Origin of the sequence: Bacillus cereus group sp. BfR-BA-01360 (genome assembly GCF_022663595.1) — a bacterium.
In the GTDB taxonomy this organism is placed as follows: Bacteria; Bacillota; Bacilli; order Bacillales; family Bacillaceae_G; genus Bacillus_A; species Bacillus_A cytotoxicus.
Genome location: NZ_JAKUFV010000014.1, coordinates 52,661 through 69,210 on the forward strand (window position 1 = coordinate 52,661; position 16,550 = coordinate 69,210).

Below are 16,550 nucleotides of genomic sequence, written 5' to 3' on the forward strand. Positions count from 1 at the left end.
TTAAAAAATACGCAATTCGCCAACCTTTCCATTCCCCATTCATTATTAAGTCATATTCATTTGGTCTTTACAAGCAGCTCTTACAATGAATAAAAAGAAATGATCCCGGCCAATAGGATCATTCCATTTTATCATACGCCTCAATAATTCGTTGTACAAGTGGATGTCTTACAACATCTGTTTGTTCTAGTCTAACAAAGGAAAGTCCCGATACATTAGATAATACTTTTTCTGCAATAGAAAGTCCTGACTTAACCCCTTTTGGTAAGTCAATTTGAGTAGGATCACCTGTAACAACCATTTTCGAACTGAAGCCTAGGCGAGTTAAAAACATTTTGATTTGAGCACCAGTTGTATTTTGTGCCTCATCTAAAATAACAAAGGAATCATCGAGCGTTCTTCCTCTCATATATGCAAGAGGTGCAATCTCAATTGTACCTCTTTCCATCATACGCTGCGTATATTCTTGTCCAAGAATATCATGGAGCGCATCATATAAAGGACGTAAATAAGGGTCTACTTTTTCTTTTAAGTCCCCTGGTAAAAACCCTAAACTTTCTCCAGCTTCTACTGCTGGTCTTGTTAAAATAATCTTTTTCACATAACCGTGTTTTAACGCTCGCACGGCCATTACCACAGCCAAATACGTTTTCCCTGTACCAGCTGGTCCGATTCCAAAAACGATATCATTCTTTTTCATCGCATGAATATACTGCCTTTGCCCCATCGTTTTTACACGTATAGACTTACCTTTTGCTGTTTTAAAAATTTCCTCTTCATATAACTCTTCAAAATGAGCAATTTTTCCTTGGCGACCAAGTTGAATTGCATATAGAACATCCCGTTCAGTAATTGATACACCTTTACGAATAACAGTTAGTAATTGCTGTAAAATATTTTCAACAAGCGCCACTGCTTCATCTGTTCCAGATACACGAACAGATTCTCCTCTAGTTACAATCGATACAGAAAGCTCTTGTTCAATTACTTTCAAATTCGCATCATTCACTCCAAACAGAGCGATTGCTTCATTGTGATTTTCTACTTGTTGATTCATCTCTACTAATTGTTCTGTCATACTCAGTCTCCTTGAATATCGGATTCAGATATAGGTTGTGGCTCTGCGATATTTTCAATCACTGTATAATGTAATGCTACTTTTAGTTGTTCGCCTTCAACCTTTTTATGCAAAATCTTATCACTTACAATCATAGCATGTTCATCCAATTTTTTCTTTAATTCTTTTTCTGCCATTTCTTTCGCAACTTTAAGCGCTTCCCTTTCCGTATATTCACGGTTAGCCTCTTCCTCTTCGCGCACAATTTCTTTTTCATAAGAAATCGGTAATGTAAAACCGAGTAATTTCACATCATGTTTTATATTTTCATTTTGGGACTTTCTATACTTATCATGCTGAAATCCCCATATTTTTATTTTAGCACTTCCTAATCGAAGAAAATGCTCATTATATGAATTTCCTGTATATACTTGAAAAGTGGTTTTCAACGGAACTGTTACATTAGATTCATACCATGTTTCTCCATAAACAATCCCTTTTGCGGAAACAATTGTGGGATTTTCTTCATTCCCAAATATGCCCGAAACAAGCAACTGTCCTTTTTTTACATAATCATTTTTCATTACAACTGGCTTCCCCACCTCTACAAAGGTTCTCGTAATAATCGCTCCCTTTTTCGCTACCAAGTTTTGCGGTTGTCGCTCCTTCTCCTTTTTCGGCTCATTTTTTTCAACTATTTTAAAATGATATGTTGTTCCTTGCACATCAAGACCAGCCCATGTAATCGCATTAATTTTATCCGTCAAGTGCCGCTGAATTTCTTCCACACTTGGCATTTGGAATTGCAATCTTCCTTTCTTGATACCCATTTTGTCCAATTCTTTCATAAGTATATATTCTGTTTCTGGTTTAGCTCCCGTAACTTCAATTTTCCATACCATATTTGATAAGGCGATCATACCGAAAAAAAAGACAAGAAATCCAATTAAAAACCCACTATTTTTAATCAGTCGCTTATTCCAAAACGGAGCGCCATAGCGCCCTATAAAATATAGTTTGCATTCATGTTTACGATAAATTTCCCTTATTTTTTTTATATCTCGCAACAGCATACAAAAGACTAATGTTTCATCAGCAATTTTCTTTACATCCCAAACAACTAAATTCCTGCGTACACACTCATTAACAAACCGCTCAACTCCTCTTCCTTCAATGCGTACTTTGACATACCCAAGCCATTTCGTAAACCATTGATTTTTCATTGTCTGCCCCCCACTATCTTTCTCAAAAGCAGAGCTTCTCTCTACTTTTTATGGCTCGTACAACATACAGTGAAATATGAATCAGTGAGCGTATCTAATCTCACTGATTACAAATTCCCCCTCTGTTTTACTTCTCTAAAACGTTACATAAAGAAGAGAACTTTCATGATAGGACTTTCTCTTTATTTTTCTTTCTTTTCATTTTCTAAAAATGTTACTTGTTCAATTACACCTTCAAGTAGAAGTTCTTCTGGGAGGATTGTTTTGATGACAAACGACTGTCCTTTAATTAATAATTGACCGTTTTTTAATAACAGCCTTACTTCTTTATCAGAAAAAACTAATAATCCTCGGTGATTTTCTATATAAATATGCACTTGCCCAACAAGAGTAATACGAGGCAGATCCATTAGTACATCCACTGGTAGGTCTATTTGCTTTGTGAGCCAATTTTTCATTTGTTCCAGCTTCTTCATCTCCAAGACCCCCCTCTCATCCCATATGTATGAAAAAAGGGCTTGTAATATCACGTCCAAACAAAAAAAAGCATAAAAAAACGTCTCATTTCTCATGAGACGTTTTTTTATGCTAATAGCTGTGCAACCAGCTTATTCACTTGCGATCCGTCTGCTTTCCCTTTTACTTTTGGCATAACAGCACTCATCACTTTACCCATATCCGCTTTCGATGTTGCACCAACTTCTGAGATAACTTGCTTAATTACATCAGCTAGTTCTTCTTCTGTTAGCTGTTTCGGCAAATATGTGCTTAAAATCTGAATTTCACTTTGCAGTTTATCAACAAGGTCATCTCGACCTGCTTTTTTAAATTCAAGGAGGGAGTCCTTACGCTGTTTTACTTCACGAGTTAAAACTGTTAATTCCTCTTCTTCAGTAAGAGTCTGTTGCAGCTTAATACCTTCATTTTGCAAAGCAGCCTTAACCATACGAATGACGGTTAATTGTTCTTTTTGTTTATTCTTCATCGCTTGTTTCATATCACCGTTTAAACGATCGAGAAGACTCATAACTTACACCCTCTCTTAGAATTTACGCTTTCTTGCCGCTTCAGATTTCTTCTTACGTTTTACACTTGGTTTTTCATAAAACTCGCGTTTTCTTGCTTCAGCAAGTGTACCAGTTTTAGAAACCGATCTTTTAAAACGGCGAAGTGCATCCTCCAAAGACTCGTTTTTACGAACGATTGTTTTTGACATTATCTTTCCCTCCCTCCGAAACATCACACTTACATACTAACTTCAGCATGCAAAAAGAAACACTTCTTCAGCATGTCTTTTACGATTATAATACATTTTGTCACTTTAGGTCAACTATTTAGCGGAATAAAAGAAAAGCAGATCATTTTTTGACCAAAAACTCCATTCAGTCGTTTCTTATTTTCCAATCACTTGATCCCAGCGCACCTTAAAGTAACGAAAACAAAATTATGAACTTTTGTATGTTATTCTCATACATTCCATTATGTTTTCAGTCCTTATCATAGCAAGTTTGAAAACATAACCATAAAAAAAAGCATGCAAACCTTTTTGTTTGCATGCTTTTTCATTATGCGCTTGCAGATTCTTTTTTCATATCATCTTCGAGAACGCGAACAAATTGCCCTTCATTATATGGATAACCAGCTTTTGTAATTTTCACTTTTACTAGTTTCCCAATTAATTCTTCTGACCCTTCAAATACAACCTTTAAGTAATTATCTGTATATCCTACATATAACCCTTCACGGTCACCTTCTTTGAATGGTTCTTCCGGAATAATTTCCAGAACTTCTCCTTCAAACTGAGAAGCATATTCTTTCGCTAATTGATTTGATAATTCAATTAAACGATGAACACGCTCATTTTTCACTTCTTCAGGAATTTGATCTTCCATGCGTGCCGCAGGTGTTCCAGTACGCTTAGAATATGGGAAAACGTGCAGTTCAGAGAAACGGTTTTCTTTAATAAAGTTATATGTTTCCATGAACTCTTCTTCTGTTTCACCCGGGAAACCAACGATTACATCCGATGTAATCGCAAGGCCTGGCAACGCCTCTTTTAAGCGATTTAAACGCTCTTGGAAAAATTCCATTGTATATTTACGACGCATACGTTTTAATACAGTGTTAGAGCCAGATTGAAGTGGAATGTGTAAATGGCGTACAACTACTTTAGATTTATCTAATACTTCAATAACCTCATCAGAAATTTGACTCGCTTCAATAGAAGAAATACGAAGACGCTTCAATCCCTTTACCTCTGCTTCCATGTCACGAAGTAATCCTGCTAAGTTATAGTCTTTCATGTCTTCACCGTATCCACCTGTATGAATACCAGTTAGAACAATTTCTTTATATCCTGCATCCACTAATTGTTGCGCTTGCTTAATGACTTCTTTTCCATCACGAGAACGCATTAAACCGCGTGCCCAAGGAATAATACAGAACGTACAAAAGTTATTGCAACCTTCCTGGATTTTTAAAGATGCGCGTGTACGATCAGTAAAGTATGGTACATCCAATTCTTCATATACACGTGTTTTCATAATGTTACGTACAGCATTAATTGGTTGCCGCTCTTGACGATACTGTTCAATATAATCTAGCATTTTTTCGCGATCTTGAGTACCAACAACGATATCTACACCTGGGATTGCCATAATTTCTGCAGGAGAAGTTTGTGCATAACAACCCGTTACACAAATAACAGCATCCGGATTATGTCTTACTGCACGACGAATCACTTGACGGCTTTTTTTATCACCTGTATTTGTTACAGTACATGTATTAACAACATATACATCTGCTGTTTTTTCAAAATCTACTCTTTCATAACCACTTTGTTTAAACAATTGCCAAATCGCTTCTGTTTCGTAGTGGTTTACTTTACAACCTAACGTATGGAACGCAACAGTTGCCATTGATATCACCCCATCAATTCAAAATGATAAGAAGCGGCGCTTAACGCATAGAGCGGTGCCGTTTCTGTTCTTAAAATTCTTGGTCCTAAACTACATGGTACAAATTTATATTCACGAAGTGCGGATACTTCTTCCTCACTTAAACCACCTTCTGGACCAAATACAATGAGCAGTTTTTGGCCAGGTTCAATGGTTGTAAGAGCTTTTGCAAAATTTGCTTTTTCACCTTGCTTCGCCTCTTCTTCATAGGCAACAAGACAAACATCATACTCTTTACTCATTTCAAGCAATTGTTTAAATGATACTGGAGCATATACATGCGGAATTTCTGTCCGGTGTGATTGCTCCGCAGCTTCCTTCACAATCTTTTTTAAACGTTCTACTTTTTTATCCGTTTTTTTCGCATCCCATTTCACGATTGAACGCGATGCTTGAAATGGCAAAAATGCAGCTGCCCCAAGCTCAGTTCCTTTTTGAAAAATTAACTCAAGCTTGTCTCCTTTCGGCAGTCCACTAGCAATCGTTACGAGTATGGGTAACTCGCTCGTTGTCTCTATCCATTCTACAATAGTGCTATCGACAAATTCATTGGTAATTTCAGCAATTGTACACGCTGCCGTTTTCCCATTTACACAACAATAGATGCGGTCTCCAGCTGACATACGCATCACTCTGGCAATATGATGTACATCATCGCCAACGATACGAATCGTTGTACCATTTACATTCTTCTCTTCTACAAAATAACGTTGCATCTCATCACCTTAGTAAAGTTTCGTTCCTTTCGTAAGCCCATACTTACGAAAAGAACGAAACATTCTCATTTTAATAGAACAAACGGCAAGTCCCTCACCTTTATAGCGAGAGACTTTTCCGTTCATATATTTATAAAATATATATTACGCATTTTGTGCAATGATTGCTACCCAATCTTCCATTCTTAACACTTCTTTAATTGTAAATCCAGCTTTCTCTAGCGCTTCAGAAATTGTTTTTTCCTTAGCTGCAATAATGCCAGACGTAATAAATAATCCGCCTTGTTTTACAACCCTTGCTGCGTCTTCAGGGAACATAAGGATAATTTCCGCAAGTAAATTTGCTACAATTAAATCGACCGGTCCTTCAATACCTTCTAACAAGCTATTTTGCCCTACCGATACAACATCATCTGTTTTATTTAATCGGACATTCATCTCCGCGCTTTCCACTGCTACTGGATCTAAATCATAAGCTTGAACAGAAGCTGCCCCTAGTTTAGCCGCCGCAATACTTAATACTCCTGAACCAGTCCCAACGTCAATGACTGTATCCCCAGGCTTTACTGTTTTCTCTAACGCACGAATACACATCGTTGTTGTTGGATGCGTTCCTGTCCCAAAGGCCATACCAGGATCTAACTCAATAATCTTTTCATCTGGAGAAGAAGGTGTATACTCTTCCCACGTTGGCACAATTGTAAATGTATCAGAAATTTGAACTGGATGATAATATTTTTTCCAAGCAGTAGCCCAATCTTCCTCATCAACTTCATTAATTGTAATGTTCCCTGTACCAATTTCAATGTCGTAAGACGGAAGTACATCAATAGATGATTTTAAACTTGCAATTGTTTCTTGTAAAGAATCCGTTTGCGGGAAATACGCTTTTATTACTACTCCATCCGCTGGATACTCAGCTGGGTTGAGTGCATAAATTTCACCATACTGCTGCTCACGTTCTTTTGTAAGCTCTGCCGGGTCTTCAATCGCTACACCGCTAGCACCTGCTTCGTGTAAAATATGAGAAACAGCTTCTACTGCTTCTTCTGTTGTATGAATACTAATTTCTGACCATTTCACAATTTACCAACTCCATTTTTCGTTTCCATTATTCTCCTTTGAAAGCTCGTTTAAGCTTCCCAAACAAGCTGTCGTCTTTGTCTTCTTGCCCTGCAAATTCACGCAATAATTCTTTTTGATGCGCTGTTAAATTTGTCGGTACCACGACGCGAACGACTACATATTGGTCTCCTTGACCATAACCACGTACATTTGGAGCACCTTTTCCTTTTAAGCGGAATTCTGTACCTGTTTGTGTTCCTGCTGGAATTTTCAGCTTCACTTTCCCATGAACAGTTGGCACTTCCACTTCAGCACCAAGTGCTGCTTGCGCAAACGTTAATGGCATTTCACAAATAATATGATCTCCATCACGCTCAAAGAATTCGTGCTCTCTTACATGAACAACTACGTACAAGTCTCCCGCTGGCCCTCCGTTTACGCCAGCTTCCCCTTTACCGGCAACACGAATTTGTTGACCATTATCAATACCTGCTGGAATTTTAACGTTAATTTTTTTACGTTTACGTACTTTTCCAGTTCCGTGACATGTTGTACATTTTTCTTTAATCATTTGGCCTGTTCCTGAACAATGTCTACATGTTTGACGATTTACAATACGACCAAATGGTGTGTTTTGTTCTACACTGATTTGACCTGTTCCTGAACAATATTTACATGTTTCTTTTGTAGTTCCTGGTTTAGCCCCACTACCGTGACATGTATCACAAGGGTCTTCTACTGGAATCTCCACATTTAATTCTTTACCAAAAATCGCCTCTTCAAACTCTAGCGTCACTTGATATTGCAAGTCTGCACCTTGACGCGGTGCATTTGGATCACGACGTCTGCTACCTCCGCCAAAGAATGAGCTAAAGATATCTTCAAATCCAAAACCACCACCAAAGTCTCCGCCGCCGAAACCTTGACTTGAACCAGCGTGACCAAACTGATCATACTGCGCACGTTTTTGCTCATCACTTAGCACTTCGTATGCTTCTTGAACTTCTTTAAATTTTTCTACTGCATTTTCTTCTTTACTTACGTCTGGATGATATTTTTTAGCCAAACGACGATACGCTTTTTTAATTTCATCTTTTGAAGCACTTTTACTTACGCCAAGCACCTCATAATAATCTCGTTTACTCATAAAATCGTAACCCCCGAATCGTTCACATAAACGTAATTTTAACATTGAAAGAAAGTGCTTTGCAACAAACTTCCCTCTCTTACAATATGCAACAAGAAAAACGTAAGAGCCTTCTTAAAAGACTTAGGCTCTTATTAAGCCTTATTCGTGAAAAAAGCCAAAGTCAAGGCACGCTTGACTTTGACTTTTTGTCATCTTACTTATGCTATTTTACTTTATTATTTCTCTTCTTTTACTTCTTCAAACTCAGCATCAACTACATTGTCATTTTTTGCACCAGCGTTTCCTTGTGCACCTTCTGCTTGCTGAGCACCAGCAGCCGCTTGAGCTTGCTCATATAATTTTACAGTTAATTGTTGTACGATTTCTTGAAGAGCATCTTTTTTCGCACGAATTTCATCAAGATCATTTTTCTCAATCGCTGCTTTTAAAGCATCTTTTGCTTCTGTTGCTTTTGCAACTTCAGCTGCATCTACTTTACCTTCTAAATCTTTTACAACTTTATCTGTTTGGAATACAAGTTGATCTGCTTCGTTACGAAGTTCAACTTCTTCTTTACGTTTTTGGTCAGCATCAGCGTTTGCTTCTGCTTCTTTTACCATACGTTCTACTTCTTCATCAGAAAGACCTGAAGAAGATTGAATTGTAATTGCTTGTTCTTTATTTGTTCCTAAGTCTTTTGCACGTACGTTAACGATACCGTTCGCATCGATGTCGAATGTTACTTCGATTTGTGGAATACCACGTGGTGCTGGTGGGATATCAGTTAACTGGAAGCGACCTAATGTCTTATTATCAGCTGCCATTGGGCGTTCACCTTGTAATACGTGAATATCTACCGCAGGTTGGTTGTCAGCTGCAGTTGAGAACACTTGTGATTTGCTTGTTGGAATTGTAGTGTTACGTTCAATTAATTTTGTAAATACTCCGCCCATTGTTTCAATACCTAAAGAAAGTGGAGTTACATCTAATAATAGAACACCTTCTACATCACCAGTAAGCACACCGCCCTGTACAGCAGCACCTAATGCTACTACTTCATCAGGGTTAACGCCTTTATATGGTTCTTTACCAGTTTCACGTTTAATTGCTTCTTGTACAGCTGGAATACGAGTAGAACCACCAACAAGAATAACTTTATCTAAATCACTTGCAGAAAGACCAGCGTCTTTTAAGGCACGACGAGTTGGTTCTAAAGTTCTTTCAACAAGGTTCGCTGAAAGTTCTTCAAATTTCGCTCTTGTTAAGTTTAGTTCTAAGTGTAATGGACCAGCAGCTCCAGCACTAATGAATGGTAATGAAATTTGAGTTTGTGTTACACCAGAAAGATCTTTTTTCGCTTTTTCAGCAGCATCTTTCAAACGTTGAAGTGCCATTTTATCTTGACTTAAATCAATGTTGTTTTCTTTTTTGAATTCAGCAACTAAATAATCTATGATTACTTGGTCAAAGTCGTCACCACCAAGACGGTTGTCACCAGCAGTTGAAATAACTTCGAATGTTCCATCTGCTAACTCAAGGATCGATACGTCGAATGTACCTCCACCTAAATCATATACTAGAATTTTTTGCTCTTCATCTTGTTTTTCTAAACCGTAAGCAAGAGCTGCTGCTGTTGGTTCGTTAATAATACGTTCTACTTCTAAGCCAGCGATACGACCAGCGTCTTTTGTTGCTTGGCGTTCTGCATCGTTAAAGTATGCTGGTACTGTAATAACAGCTTTTGTTACTGGCTCACCTAAGTACGCTTCAGCAGAAGCTTTTAAGTTTTGTAAAATGATTGCAGAAATTTCTTGAGGTGTATATTTTTTACCTTCAATTTCTACTTTGTAGTCTGTACCCATATGACGTTTAATAGACATAATTGTATTTGGGTTTGTAATTGCTTGACGTTTTGCAACCTCCCCAACTTGACGCTCATCATTTTTGAATGCTACAACAGAAGGTGTTGTACGGTTGCCTTCTGGGTTTGGGATAACCTTTGGTTCTCCACCTTCCATAACAGCTACACAAGAGTTTGTTGTACCTAAGTCAATACCGATAATTTTACTCATGGCGAAACCTCCTACATTTATGTAAATTATTGATTTACTTTTACCATTGATGGGCGAATCACACGGTCCTTCAGTTTATAACCTTTTTGAAATTCTTCTACAACCGCGTTAGATTCAAATTCGCTGTCTTCTACTTGCATAACAGCTTGGTGTTCATGAGGATCAAACTGCTTTCCAACAGCTTCAATCATCTCAACACCTTCTTTATTTAACGCTTCTAACAATTGACGATACACCATTTCCATTCCTTGTAATAAGGATTTCGTTTGCTCATCACTTGCTTCCACTTGCATCGCTCTTTCAAAATTATCAAGAGCAGGTAAAATATCTGATACAAGACTTTGCGCTCTATATTTTTCCGCCGCTTGCTTATCAAGCTGAACACGGCGTTTGTAATTTTCAAAATCAGCTTGTAGACGCAACATGCGACCTTCCGTTTCCGTCAATTTCGCTTGCAATTCATCTACTTTTTCTTGTAAAAGAGCCGCCTCACTTTTTTCTTCTACTACAGTTTCTTCAGTTGCTTCTTCTGTTACAGATTCTTCACTGTTTTTTTCTATAGTAGCTTCTTCAGTTTGCGCTTCTTTTGTCTCTTCAACCACTTGTTCGTTACGCTCTTCCACAACTTTCACCTCCTTAAAAGTGTTCAAGTGCTCACACTGAGCATGAGCACCCAAGCATATATTTATGTTACACACCAGCAATGATTTTCTTTCATTACTCGAGCGAATTTATTATTTTGATTTATACAGCCCATTTAATCCCTCTGTAAAGTGTTTTGTGAATAATTGTAAAAGGGTAATAACTCGGGCATAATGCATTCTCGTCGGACCTAATATTGCAATTGTTCCAAGCTGTTCTTCTCCAACAGAATACGTCGCAGAAATCAAGCTGCAATCTTCCATTGCCATTGAGGAATTTTCGCGACCAATGTTCACTTGAATTCCTACTTGTTTCTTACGTAAAATATCGTAAAATTCAGCTTCGTTATCGATCATTTCTAACAAAGAACGCACCTTTTGAATATCATGGAACTCCGGTTGAGCAAGCATATTAGCTTTTCCCCCAAAGTATATCTTTTCCGATAAAGGCACTTGAAATGTACCGTCTAATATTTTCATTGCACTATCATAGTTATGGACATACTTATGAAGAACTGTCACAACTTCTTTCACAATTTTATTGTGTAATTCTACCATAGGTACACCAAATAGTTTTTCATTTAAAATATTAACCATTTTTTCTAAATCTGATAAATCAACAGATTCCGGAACGGTAATCGTCTTGCTTTGTACATGCCCTGTATCAGTTACAATAATTGCGACTGCTGTCTTTTGGCCCAGCGGAATAATTTGTACATTTTTGAGTTTATTTGTACTCAATTTCGGCCCAAGAACGATTGCTGTATAATTTGTGAGTTCGGACAAAATTTGAGCTGATTGCTGTGCAACCTTTTCTGCTTCAAAAATTCTTTCAGCAAATAAATCCTTAATTTGTACAATTTCCTCAGCGGACAAGCGTTGTGGCGCTAATAGATGATCCACATAAAATCTGTATCCTTTTTCTGAAGGAATACGTCCTGAAGAACTATGTGTTTTTTCAATAAACCCTAGTTCTTCTAAATCGGCCATCTCGTTTCGAATGGTAGCCGAACTAAATGTAATTTCATCTTTTTTAGCTAACGTTCTTGATCCAACAGGCTGTGCTGATCCGATAAAATCATCAATGATTGTTTGTAAAATTAAGAGCTGACGTTCCGTAAGCATCTCATCATCACCTCTGTTAGCACTCTTTATCTCCGAGTGCTAAATCTATTACTAACTTACCAAAATTGACATTCAATTGTCAACGGAAACGTCCCGAATTCGTGAAACTTTTTCCACAGAAATAATTTCGTTAATCCACTAAGAACGATTGAAACACTTCATTTCCTAGTAACTTCCCTGTTCTTGTCAAACAAACATGACCATCCTTCTCCTCAAGTAATCCATGTGCTTTATTGTGGGCCAATTGATTCGCAAAGACGTCCTCCATCTTCACCCCAAATTTCTGCTGGAATGCTTTTTTTAAAACGCCTTTTGTTTTTCGAAGTCCTAAGAACAATTCTTCTTCCATTCTCTCTTTTTCCGTTACTTGATGAACATCTAGATAAGGGAACCCTGTTTCGTCGATTTTAGCAAAATATTGTTTCAACGGACCAACATTTTGAATTCGTTCACCATTTATATAACTATGTGCCCCAGCGCCGAACCCATAGTAAGCTTCATTATTCCAGTATGTGAGATTATGTCTACTTTCATGACCTTCTTTTGCAAAATTACTAATTTCATACTGATGATACCCATGTTTCTCCATTTCATCCATGACCATCTCGTACATTTTTGCTTCATGTTCTTCACCTGGTAGCCGTAATTTTCCTTTATTCATTAAATTGTAAAATACCGTTTTCGGTTCAACAATTAAAGAATACGCCGAGAAATGCTGCACTCCAAGTGTAAAAGCGATATTTAACGTTTCTTTTACATCTTCAATTGTTTGCCCTGGCAATGCATAAATTAAATCAATATTAATATTTGCAAATCCTACTTCCTGCGCTTCACGAATGGCAACAAACGCATCTTCTCTCGTATGCTTACGCCCGATTTTTTCCAATAGTTCATCTCGAAATGTTTGCACACCAAAACTAATTCGGTTCACGCCTCCTTCTAATAGAAGGTTTAACTTTTCTTTTGGCAAATCACCAGGATTCGCTTCAAACGTTACTTCACAGTTTGGAGCAAACGGTCGTAAACGACGATTTATAATATCGAGCAATTTTTTTGTCTGCTCCATATTTAACGCTGTCGGTGTCCCTCCTCCTACAAATATCGTTTTCATCTGCTTAAAAGGCACCTTTTGCACCGTATTCACGATTTCCTTTTCCAAATACTCTAAATATTGATCAACAGGCTGACGCTCAATAAATACTTTATTAAAATCACAATAGTGACAAATATGCTGACAAAATGGAATATGGATATATGCAGCTTGCATCAAATTTTACTCCTACCTTTCTAAAAAGAGAACCTCCACGTTTCGGAGGTTCTTTACTTCTCTAACCCATCACGAATTTGTTTCATTCGCATTTTCCCCCAATCATACATCATTTCGACGATTGGTAAAAGCGTCATGCCTAAATCCGTCATAAAATACTCTACACGAGGTGGCACTTCTGGATATACTGTCCGATCCACAATTCCATCTTCCATTAATTCCTTTAATTGATTTGATAGAACTTTATGAGAAATATTCGGAAACAATCGTTGTAACTCACTGAAGCGATGAGGCCCCTCTACCCCCAGGTGCCAAAGAATGACAACCTTCCACTTCCCACTAATAATAGAAAGCGTTAGTTCCTTCTCACAATTAAAATCACCATTTCTTATTTTTTCTTGAATATCTTTACGAATATTTTCAGACATCAGTAGTCTCCTAACTTTTCTTACATAGTTACTTTTTCGTTACCTTGTCACTCAAAAGTGCATTCTTCCATATTACACTTTTATTCCTTACAATAAATAGTGTCATCACTATTGTAAAGGAGAGATATAAAGATGTCTAAAAAAGTATTAATGTTAACTGGCGATGCCGTTGAAGCACTAGAGGCTTACTATCCATATTACCGTTGTCTTGAAGAAGGATTTGATGTAACAATCGCTTCTCCAACAAATACAGAAAAATTACACACTGTTGTTCATGACTTTGAGGATTGGCAAACTTTCACAGAGAAACGCGGCTATCAACTTGAAGCGCATGCGGCTTTCGAAGATGTAAACCCTGAAGAATACGATGCTTTAATTATTCCTGGTGGACGCGCTCCAGAACATATCCGTATGCACCCTAGTTTCCCACATCTTGCTAAACATTTCTTTGAAGCAAATAAACCAATTATGATTTTATGTCATGCCGCTGTTGCTTTAACAGTAATTAAAGACGTTTTAAAGAACCGCGAATTAACAGCGTATACAGCTTGTCGTCCAGAAGTTGAAGCATGCGGTGCAACTTACATCCAAACTCGCTTCCATGTTGATAAAAATTTAATTTCTGGTCACGCATGGAACGACCTTCCACAACTTATGGGCGAATTTATTCACCAACTAAAAAATAAAGGAAACCGCTAAAGCGGCTTCCTTTTTTATTTATCATCGTCCATTCGTAATACAGCCATGAACGCTTCTTGTGGTACTTCTACCGATCCAACAGACTTCATGCGCTTTTTACCTTCTTTTTGTTTTTCAAGCAATTTACGCTTACGAGAAATGTCACCACCGTAACATTTCGCAAGTACGTTTTTACGCATCGCTTTAATTGTAGAACGCGCTACAATTTTATTTCCGATCGCAGCTTGAATTGGTACTTCGAACTGTTGTCTTGGAATTAATTCTTTTAACTTTTCTACGATTACTTTACCGCGATCATACGCAGAGTCTCGATGTACGATAAATGATAATGCATCGACCTGTTCTCCATTTAATAAGATATCCATCTTCACTAGCTTAGACACTTGATATCCGATTAATTCATAATCAAATGAAGCATATCCTTTCGTATTCGATTTCAGCTGATCAAAGAAATCATATACAATTTCTGAAAGCGGGATCTCATACGTTAATGTAACACGTGTTTCATCTAAATATTGCATATCAATAAACGTACCGCGTTTTCCTTGACAAATTTCCATAACCGCACCTACATAATCGTTCGGCACCATAATAGATGCTTTTACATACGGCTCTTCTACACGATCAATAGACTGTGGATCTGGCATATTAGATGGGTTATCTACAACAATTTCTTCACCATTTGTTAAATACACTTTGTAAATAACACTTGGTGCTGTTGTAATTAAATCAATTTTAAATTCACGTTCAATACGCTCTTGAATAATTTCCATATGAAGAAGTCCTAAGAAACCACAGCGGAAACCGAAGCCAAGCGCTTGTGATGTTTCTGGTTCAAACTCTAAAGCTGAGTCATTTAATTGTAGCTTTTCTAACGCTTCACGAAGATCATTATAACGAGCTGTATCAATTGGATATAGACCACAGAATACCATCGGATTTAATTTGCGGTAACCTGGTAATGGTTCTGCTGCTGGACGTTTCGCATGTGTAATTGTATCACCAACACGCGTATCTCCTACGTTTTTAATAGATGCCGCTAAGAAGCCAACATCACCTACCGTTAACTCATCTCGCTGCGTTGTTTTCGGTGTAAACACACCAACTTCGGTTACTTCAAACTCTTTACCAGTTGCCATCATGCGTACTTTATCGCCTACTTTTACTGTACCATTTACAACGCGGATATATGCGATTACACCGCGATATGGGTCATATAAAGAGTCAAATATCATACATTGTAGCGGCTCTTCTGGGTCACCATCTGGAGCTGGTACTTTCTCAACAATTTGTTCCAAAATTTCTTCAATACCAATTCCTGCTTTTGCAGAAGCAAGCACAGCTTCTGAAGCATCCAATCCAATTACGTCTTCTACTTCTTGACGAACACGTTCCGGATCAGCACTTGGTAAATCAATTTTATTAATAACCGGTAAAATTTCTAAATCGTTATCCAATGCTAAATATACGTTCGCTAATGTTTGCGCTTCAATTCCTTGCGCTGCATCTACAACAAGAATTGCACCTTCACAAGCCGCTAAACTACGAGATACTTCGTACGTAAAGTCGACGTGTCCTGGCGTATCGATTAGATGAAGGATATATTCCTCACCATCTTTCGCCTTATACGTTAATTGAACTGCATTTAATTTAATTGTAATACCGCGCTCACGCTCTAAATCCATAGAGTCAAGCAATTGAGCTTTCATTTCGCGCTGTGTTAACGCATTTGTTTTCTCTAAAATACGGTCTGCTAACGTTGACTTTCCGTGGTCAATGTGAGCAATGATAGAGAAGTTACGAATTTTGGACTGTCTTTTTGCTCTTTCTTCTTTGTTCATCTATGTTCTCAACTCCTAATAGTCTCGCCAATATACACTAGCACTGATTATATCAATAGAGCAGCAAAGATTCAATGAAAACTCGTGCTACTTGCAAGACAAATCATTCTATTTTTATCTTATGCGAGTACACATTAAGAGACAAATCTTTTTCAAACAAAGAGCTCGTCACAACAGTATAGCTTTTTGGACGAGCTGAACAAAAATAATAAGTGTCAATTCCTATTTCTATTTTTCGCTAGAGGCAAAAGGATGAATTTCATCTCGCTATTTTAGGGCAGTAACATCCCGATTGGCAAGGGCTCATAATCAATGGAGGGTGAAGAGCTC

At 37.6% G+C, this 16,550-nt stretch carries 16 protein-coding genes; 1 reads left to right on the top strand and 15 read right to left on the bottom strand.

Translation table 11 applies throughout. The annotated features are described in order from the left end of the window. Positions 1-118: 118 nt before the first annotated feature. The 14 genes from MR056_RS13905 to MR056_RS13970 all read right to left on the bottom strand — a co-directional run bounded on the left by MR056_RS13905 (position 119) and on the right by MR056_RS13970 (position 13,680). Complete coding sequence (locus MR056_RS13905; protein WP_012095494.1) at positions 119-1,078, bottom strand: PhoH family protein; 960 nt, start codon at positions 1,076-1,078, stop codon at positions 119-121. 2 nt (positions 1,079-1,080) lie between these two features. After that, the gene (gene yqfD / locus MR056_RS13910; RefSeq protein ID WP_012095495.1) at positions 1,081-2,280 is read right to left on the bottom strand and encodes a sporulation protein YqfD; all 1,200 of its coding nucleotides are present in this window, start codon (positions 2,278-2,280) and stop codon (positions 1,081-1,083) included. A gap of 182 nt (positions 2,281-2,462) precedes the next feature. Further along, a complete protein-coding gene (yqfC, locus tag MR056_RS13915) occupies positions 2,463-2,756 on the bottom strand; it encodes a sporulation protein YqfC (protein ID WP_012095496.1) in 294 nt (97 codons plus the stop codon). 107 nt (positions 2,757-2,863) lie between these two features. Continuing rightward, entirely contained in the window at positions 2,864-3,307 is a 444-nt protein-coding gene (locus tag MR056_RS13920) for a GatB/YqeY domain-containing protein (protein ID WP_012095497.1), read from the bottom strand. A 15-nt stretch (positions 3,308-3,322) separates the two neighbouring features. Next, entirely contained in the window at positions 3,323-3,496 is a 174-nt protein-coding gene (gene rpsU, locus MR056_RS13925) for a 30S ribosomal protein S21 (protein ID WP_012095498.1), read from the bottom strand. Between the two features lie 349 nt (positions 3,497-3,845). Then, positions 3,846-5,198 carry a tRNA (N(6)-L-threonylcarbamoyladenosine(37)-C(2))-methylthiotransferase MtaB gene (gene mtaB / locus MR056_RS13930; RefSeq protein WP_012095499.1) on the bottom strand — a complete coding sequence of 451 codons (1,353 nt, stop codon included), beginning with the start codon at positions 5,196-5,198 and terminating at the stop codon, positions 3,846-3,848. Between the two features lie 5 nt (positions 5,199-5,203). Then, positions 5,204-5,953 carry a 16S rRNA (uracil(1498)-N(3))-methyltransferase gene (locus tag MR056_RS13935; protein WP_048723860.1) on the bottom strand — a complete coding sequence of 250 codons (750 nt, stop codon included), beginning with the start codon at positions 5,951-5,953 and terminating at the stop codon, positions 5,204-5,206. A 144-nt stretch (positions 5,954-6,097) separates the two neighbouring features. Next, a complete protein-coding gene (gene prmA / locus MR056_RS13940) occupies positions 6,098-7,036 on the bottom strand; it encodes a 50S ribosomal protein L11 methyltransferase (RefSeq protein ID WP_012095501.1) in 939 nt (312 codons plus the stop codon). Positions 7,037-7,064: 28 nt separating this feature from the next. Further along, positions 7,065-8,165 carry a molecular chaperone DnaJ gene (gene dnaJ, locus MR056_RS13945; protein WP_012095502.1) on the bottom strand — a complete coding sequence of 367 codons (1,101 nt, stop codon included), beginning with the start codon at positions 8,163-8,165 and terminating at the stop codon, positions 7,065-7,067. A gap of 218 nt (positions 8,166-8,383) precedes the next feature. After that, positions 8,384-10,219: a chaperone protein DnaK gene (dnaK, locus tag MR056_RS13950; protein ID WP_048723858.1), complete on the bottom strand. Its 1,836-nt coding sequence runs from the start codon at positions 10,217-10,219 to the stop codon at positions 8,384-8,386. Between the two features lie 26 nt (positions 10,220-10,245). After that, positions 10,246-10,842: a nucleotide exchange factor GrpE gene (gene grpE, locus MR056_RS13955; RefSeq protein ID WP_012095504.1), complete on the bottom strand. Its 597-nt coding sequence runs from the start codon at positions 10,840-10,842 to the stop codon at positions 10,246-10,248. Positions 10,843-10,953: 111 nt separating this feature from the next. Further along, a complete protein-coding gene (gene hrcA / locus MR056_RS13960) occupies positions 10,954-11,985 on the bottom strand; it encodes a heat-inducible transcriptional repressor HrcA (protein ID WP_048723856.1) in 1,032 nt (343 codons plus the stop codon). A gap of 130 nt (positions 11,986-12,115) precedes the next feature. Further along, positions 12,116-13,255 carry a radical SAM family heme chaperone HemW gene (gene hemW, locus MR056_RS13965; RefSeq protein ID WP_094398388.1) on the bottom strand — a complete coding sequence of 380 codons (1,140 nt, stop codon included), beginning with the start codon at positions 13,253-13,255 and terminating at the stop codon, positions 12,116-12,118. A gap of 50 nt (positions 13,256-13,305) precedes the next feature. Further along, on the bottom strand, positions 13,306-13,680 hold the full coding sequence (locus tag MR056_RS13970) for a winged helix-turn-helix transcriptional regulator (RefSeq protein WP_012095507.1): 375 nt from the start codon (positions 13,678-13,680) through the stop codon (positions 13,306-13,308). Between the two features lie 132 nt (positions 13,681-13,812). Here MR056_RS13970 and MR056_RS13975 point away from each other — a divergent pair, with 132 nt between their 5' ends. After that, entirely contained in the window at positions 13,813-14,379 is a 567-nt protein-coding gene (locus MR056_RS13975) for a DJ-1/PfpI family protein (RefSeq protein ID WP_048723853.1), read from the top strand. Between the two features lie 14 nt (positions 14,380-14,393). Here MR056_RS13975 and lepA read toward each other — a convergent pair whose 3' ends face one another. Further along, a complete protein-coding gene (gene lepA, locus MR056_RS13980) occupies positions 14,394-16,220 on the bottom strand; it encodes an elongation factor 4 (protein WP_012095509.1) in 1,827 nt (608 codons plus the stop codon). Positions 16,221-16,550 lie beyond the last annotated feature (330 nt).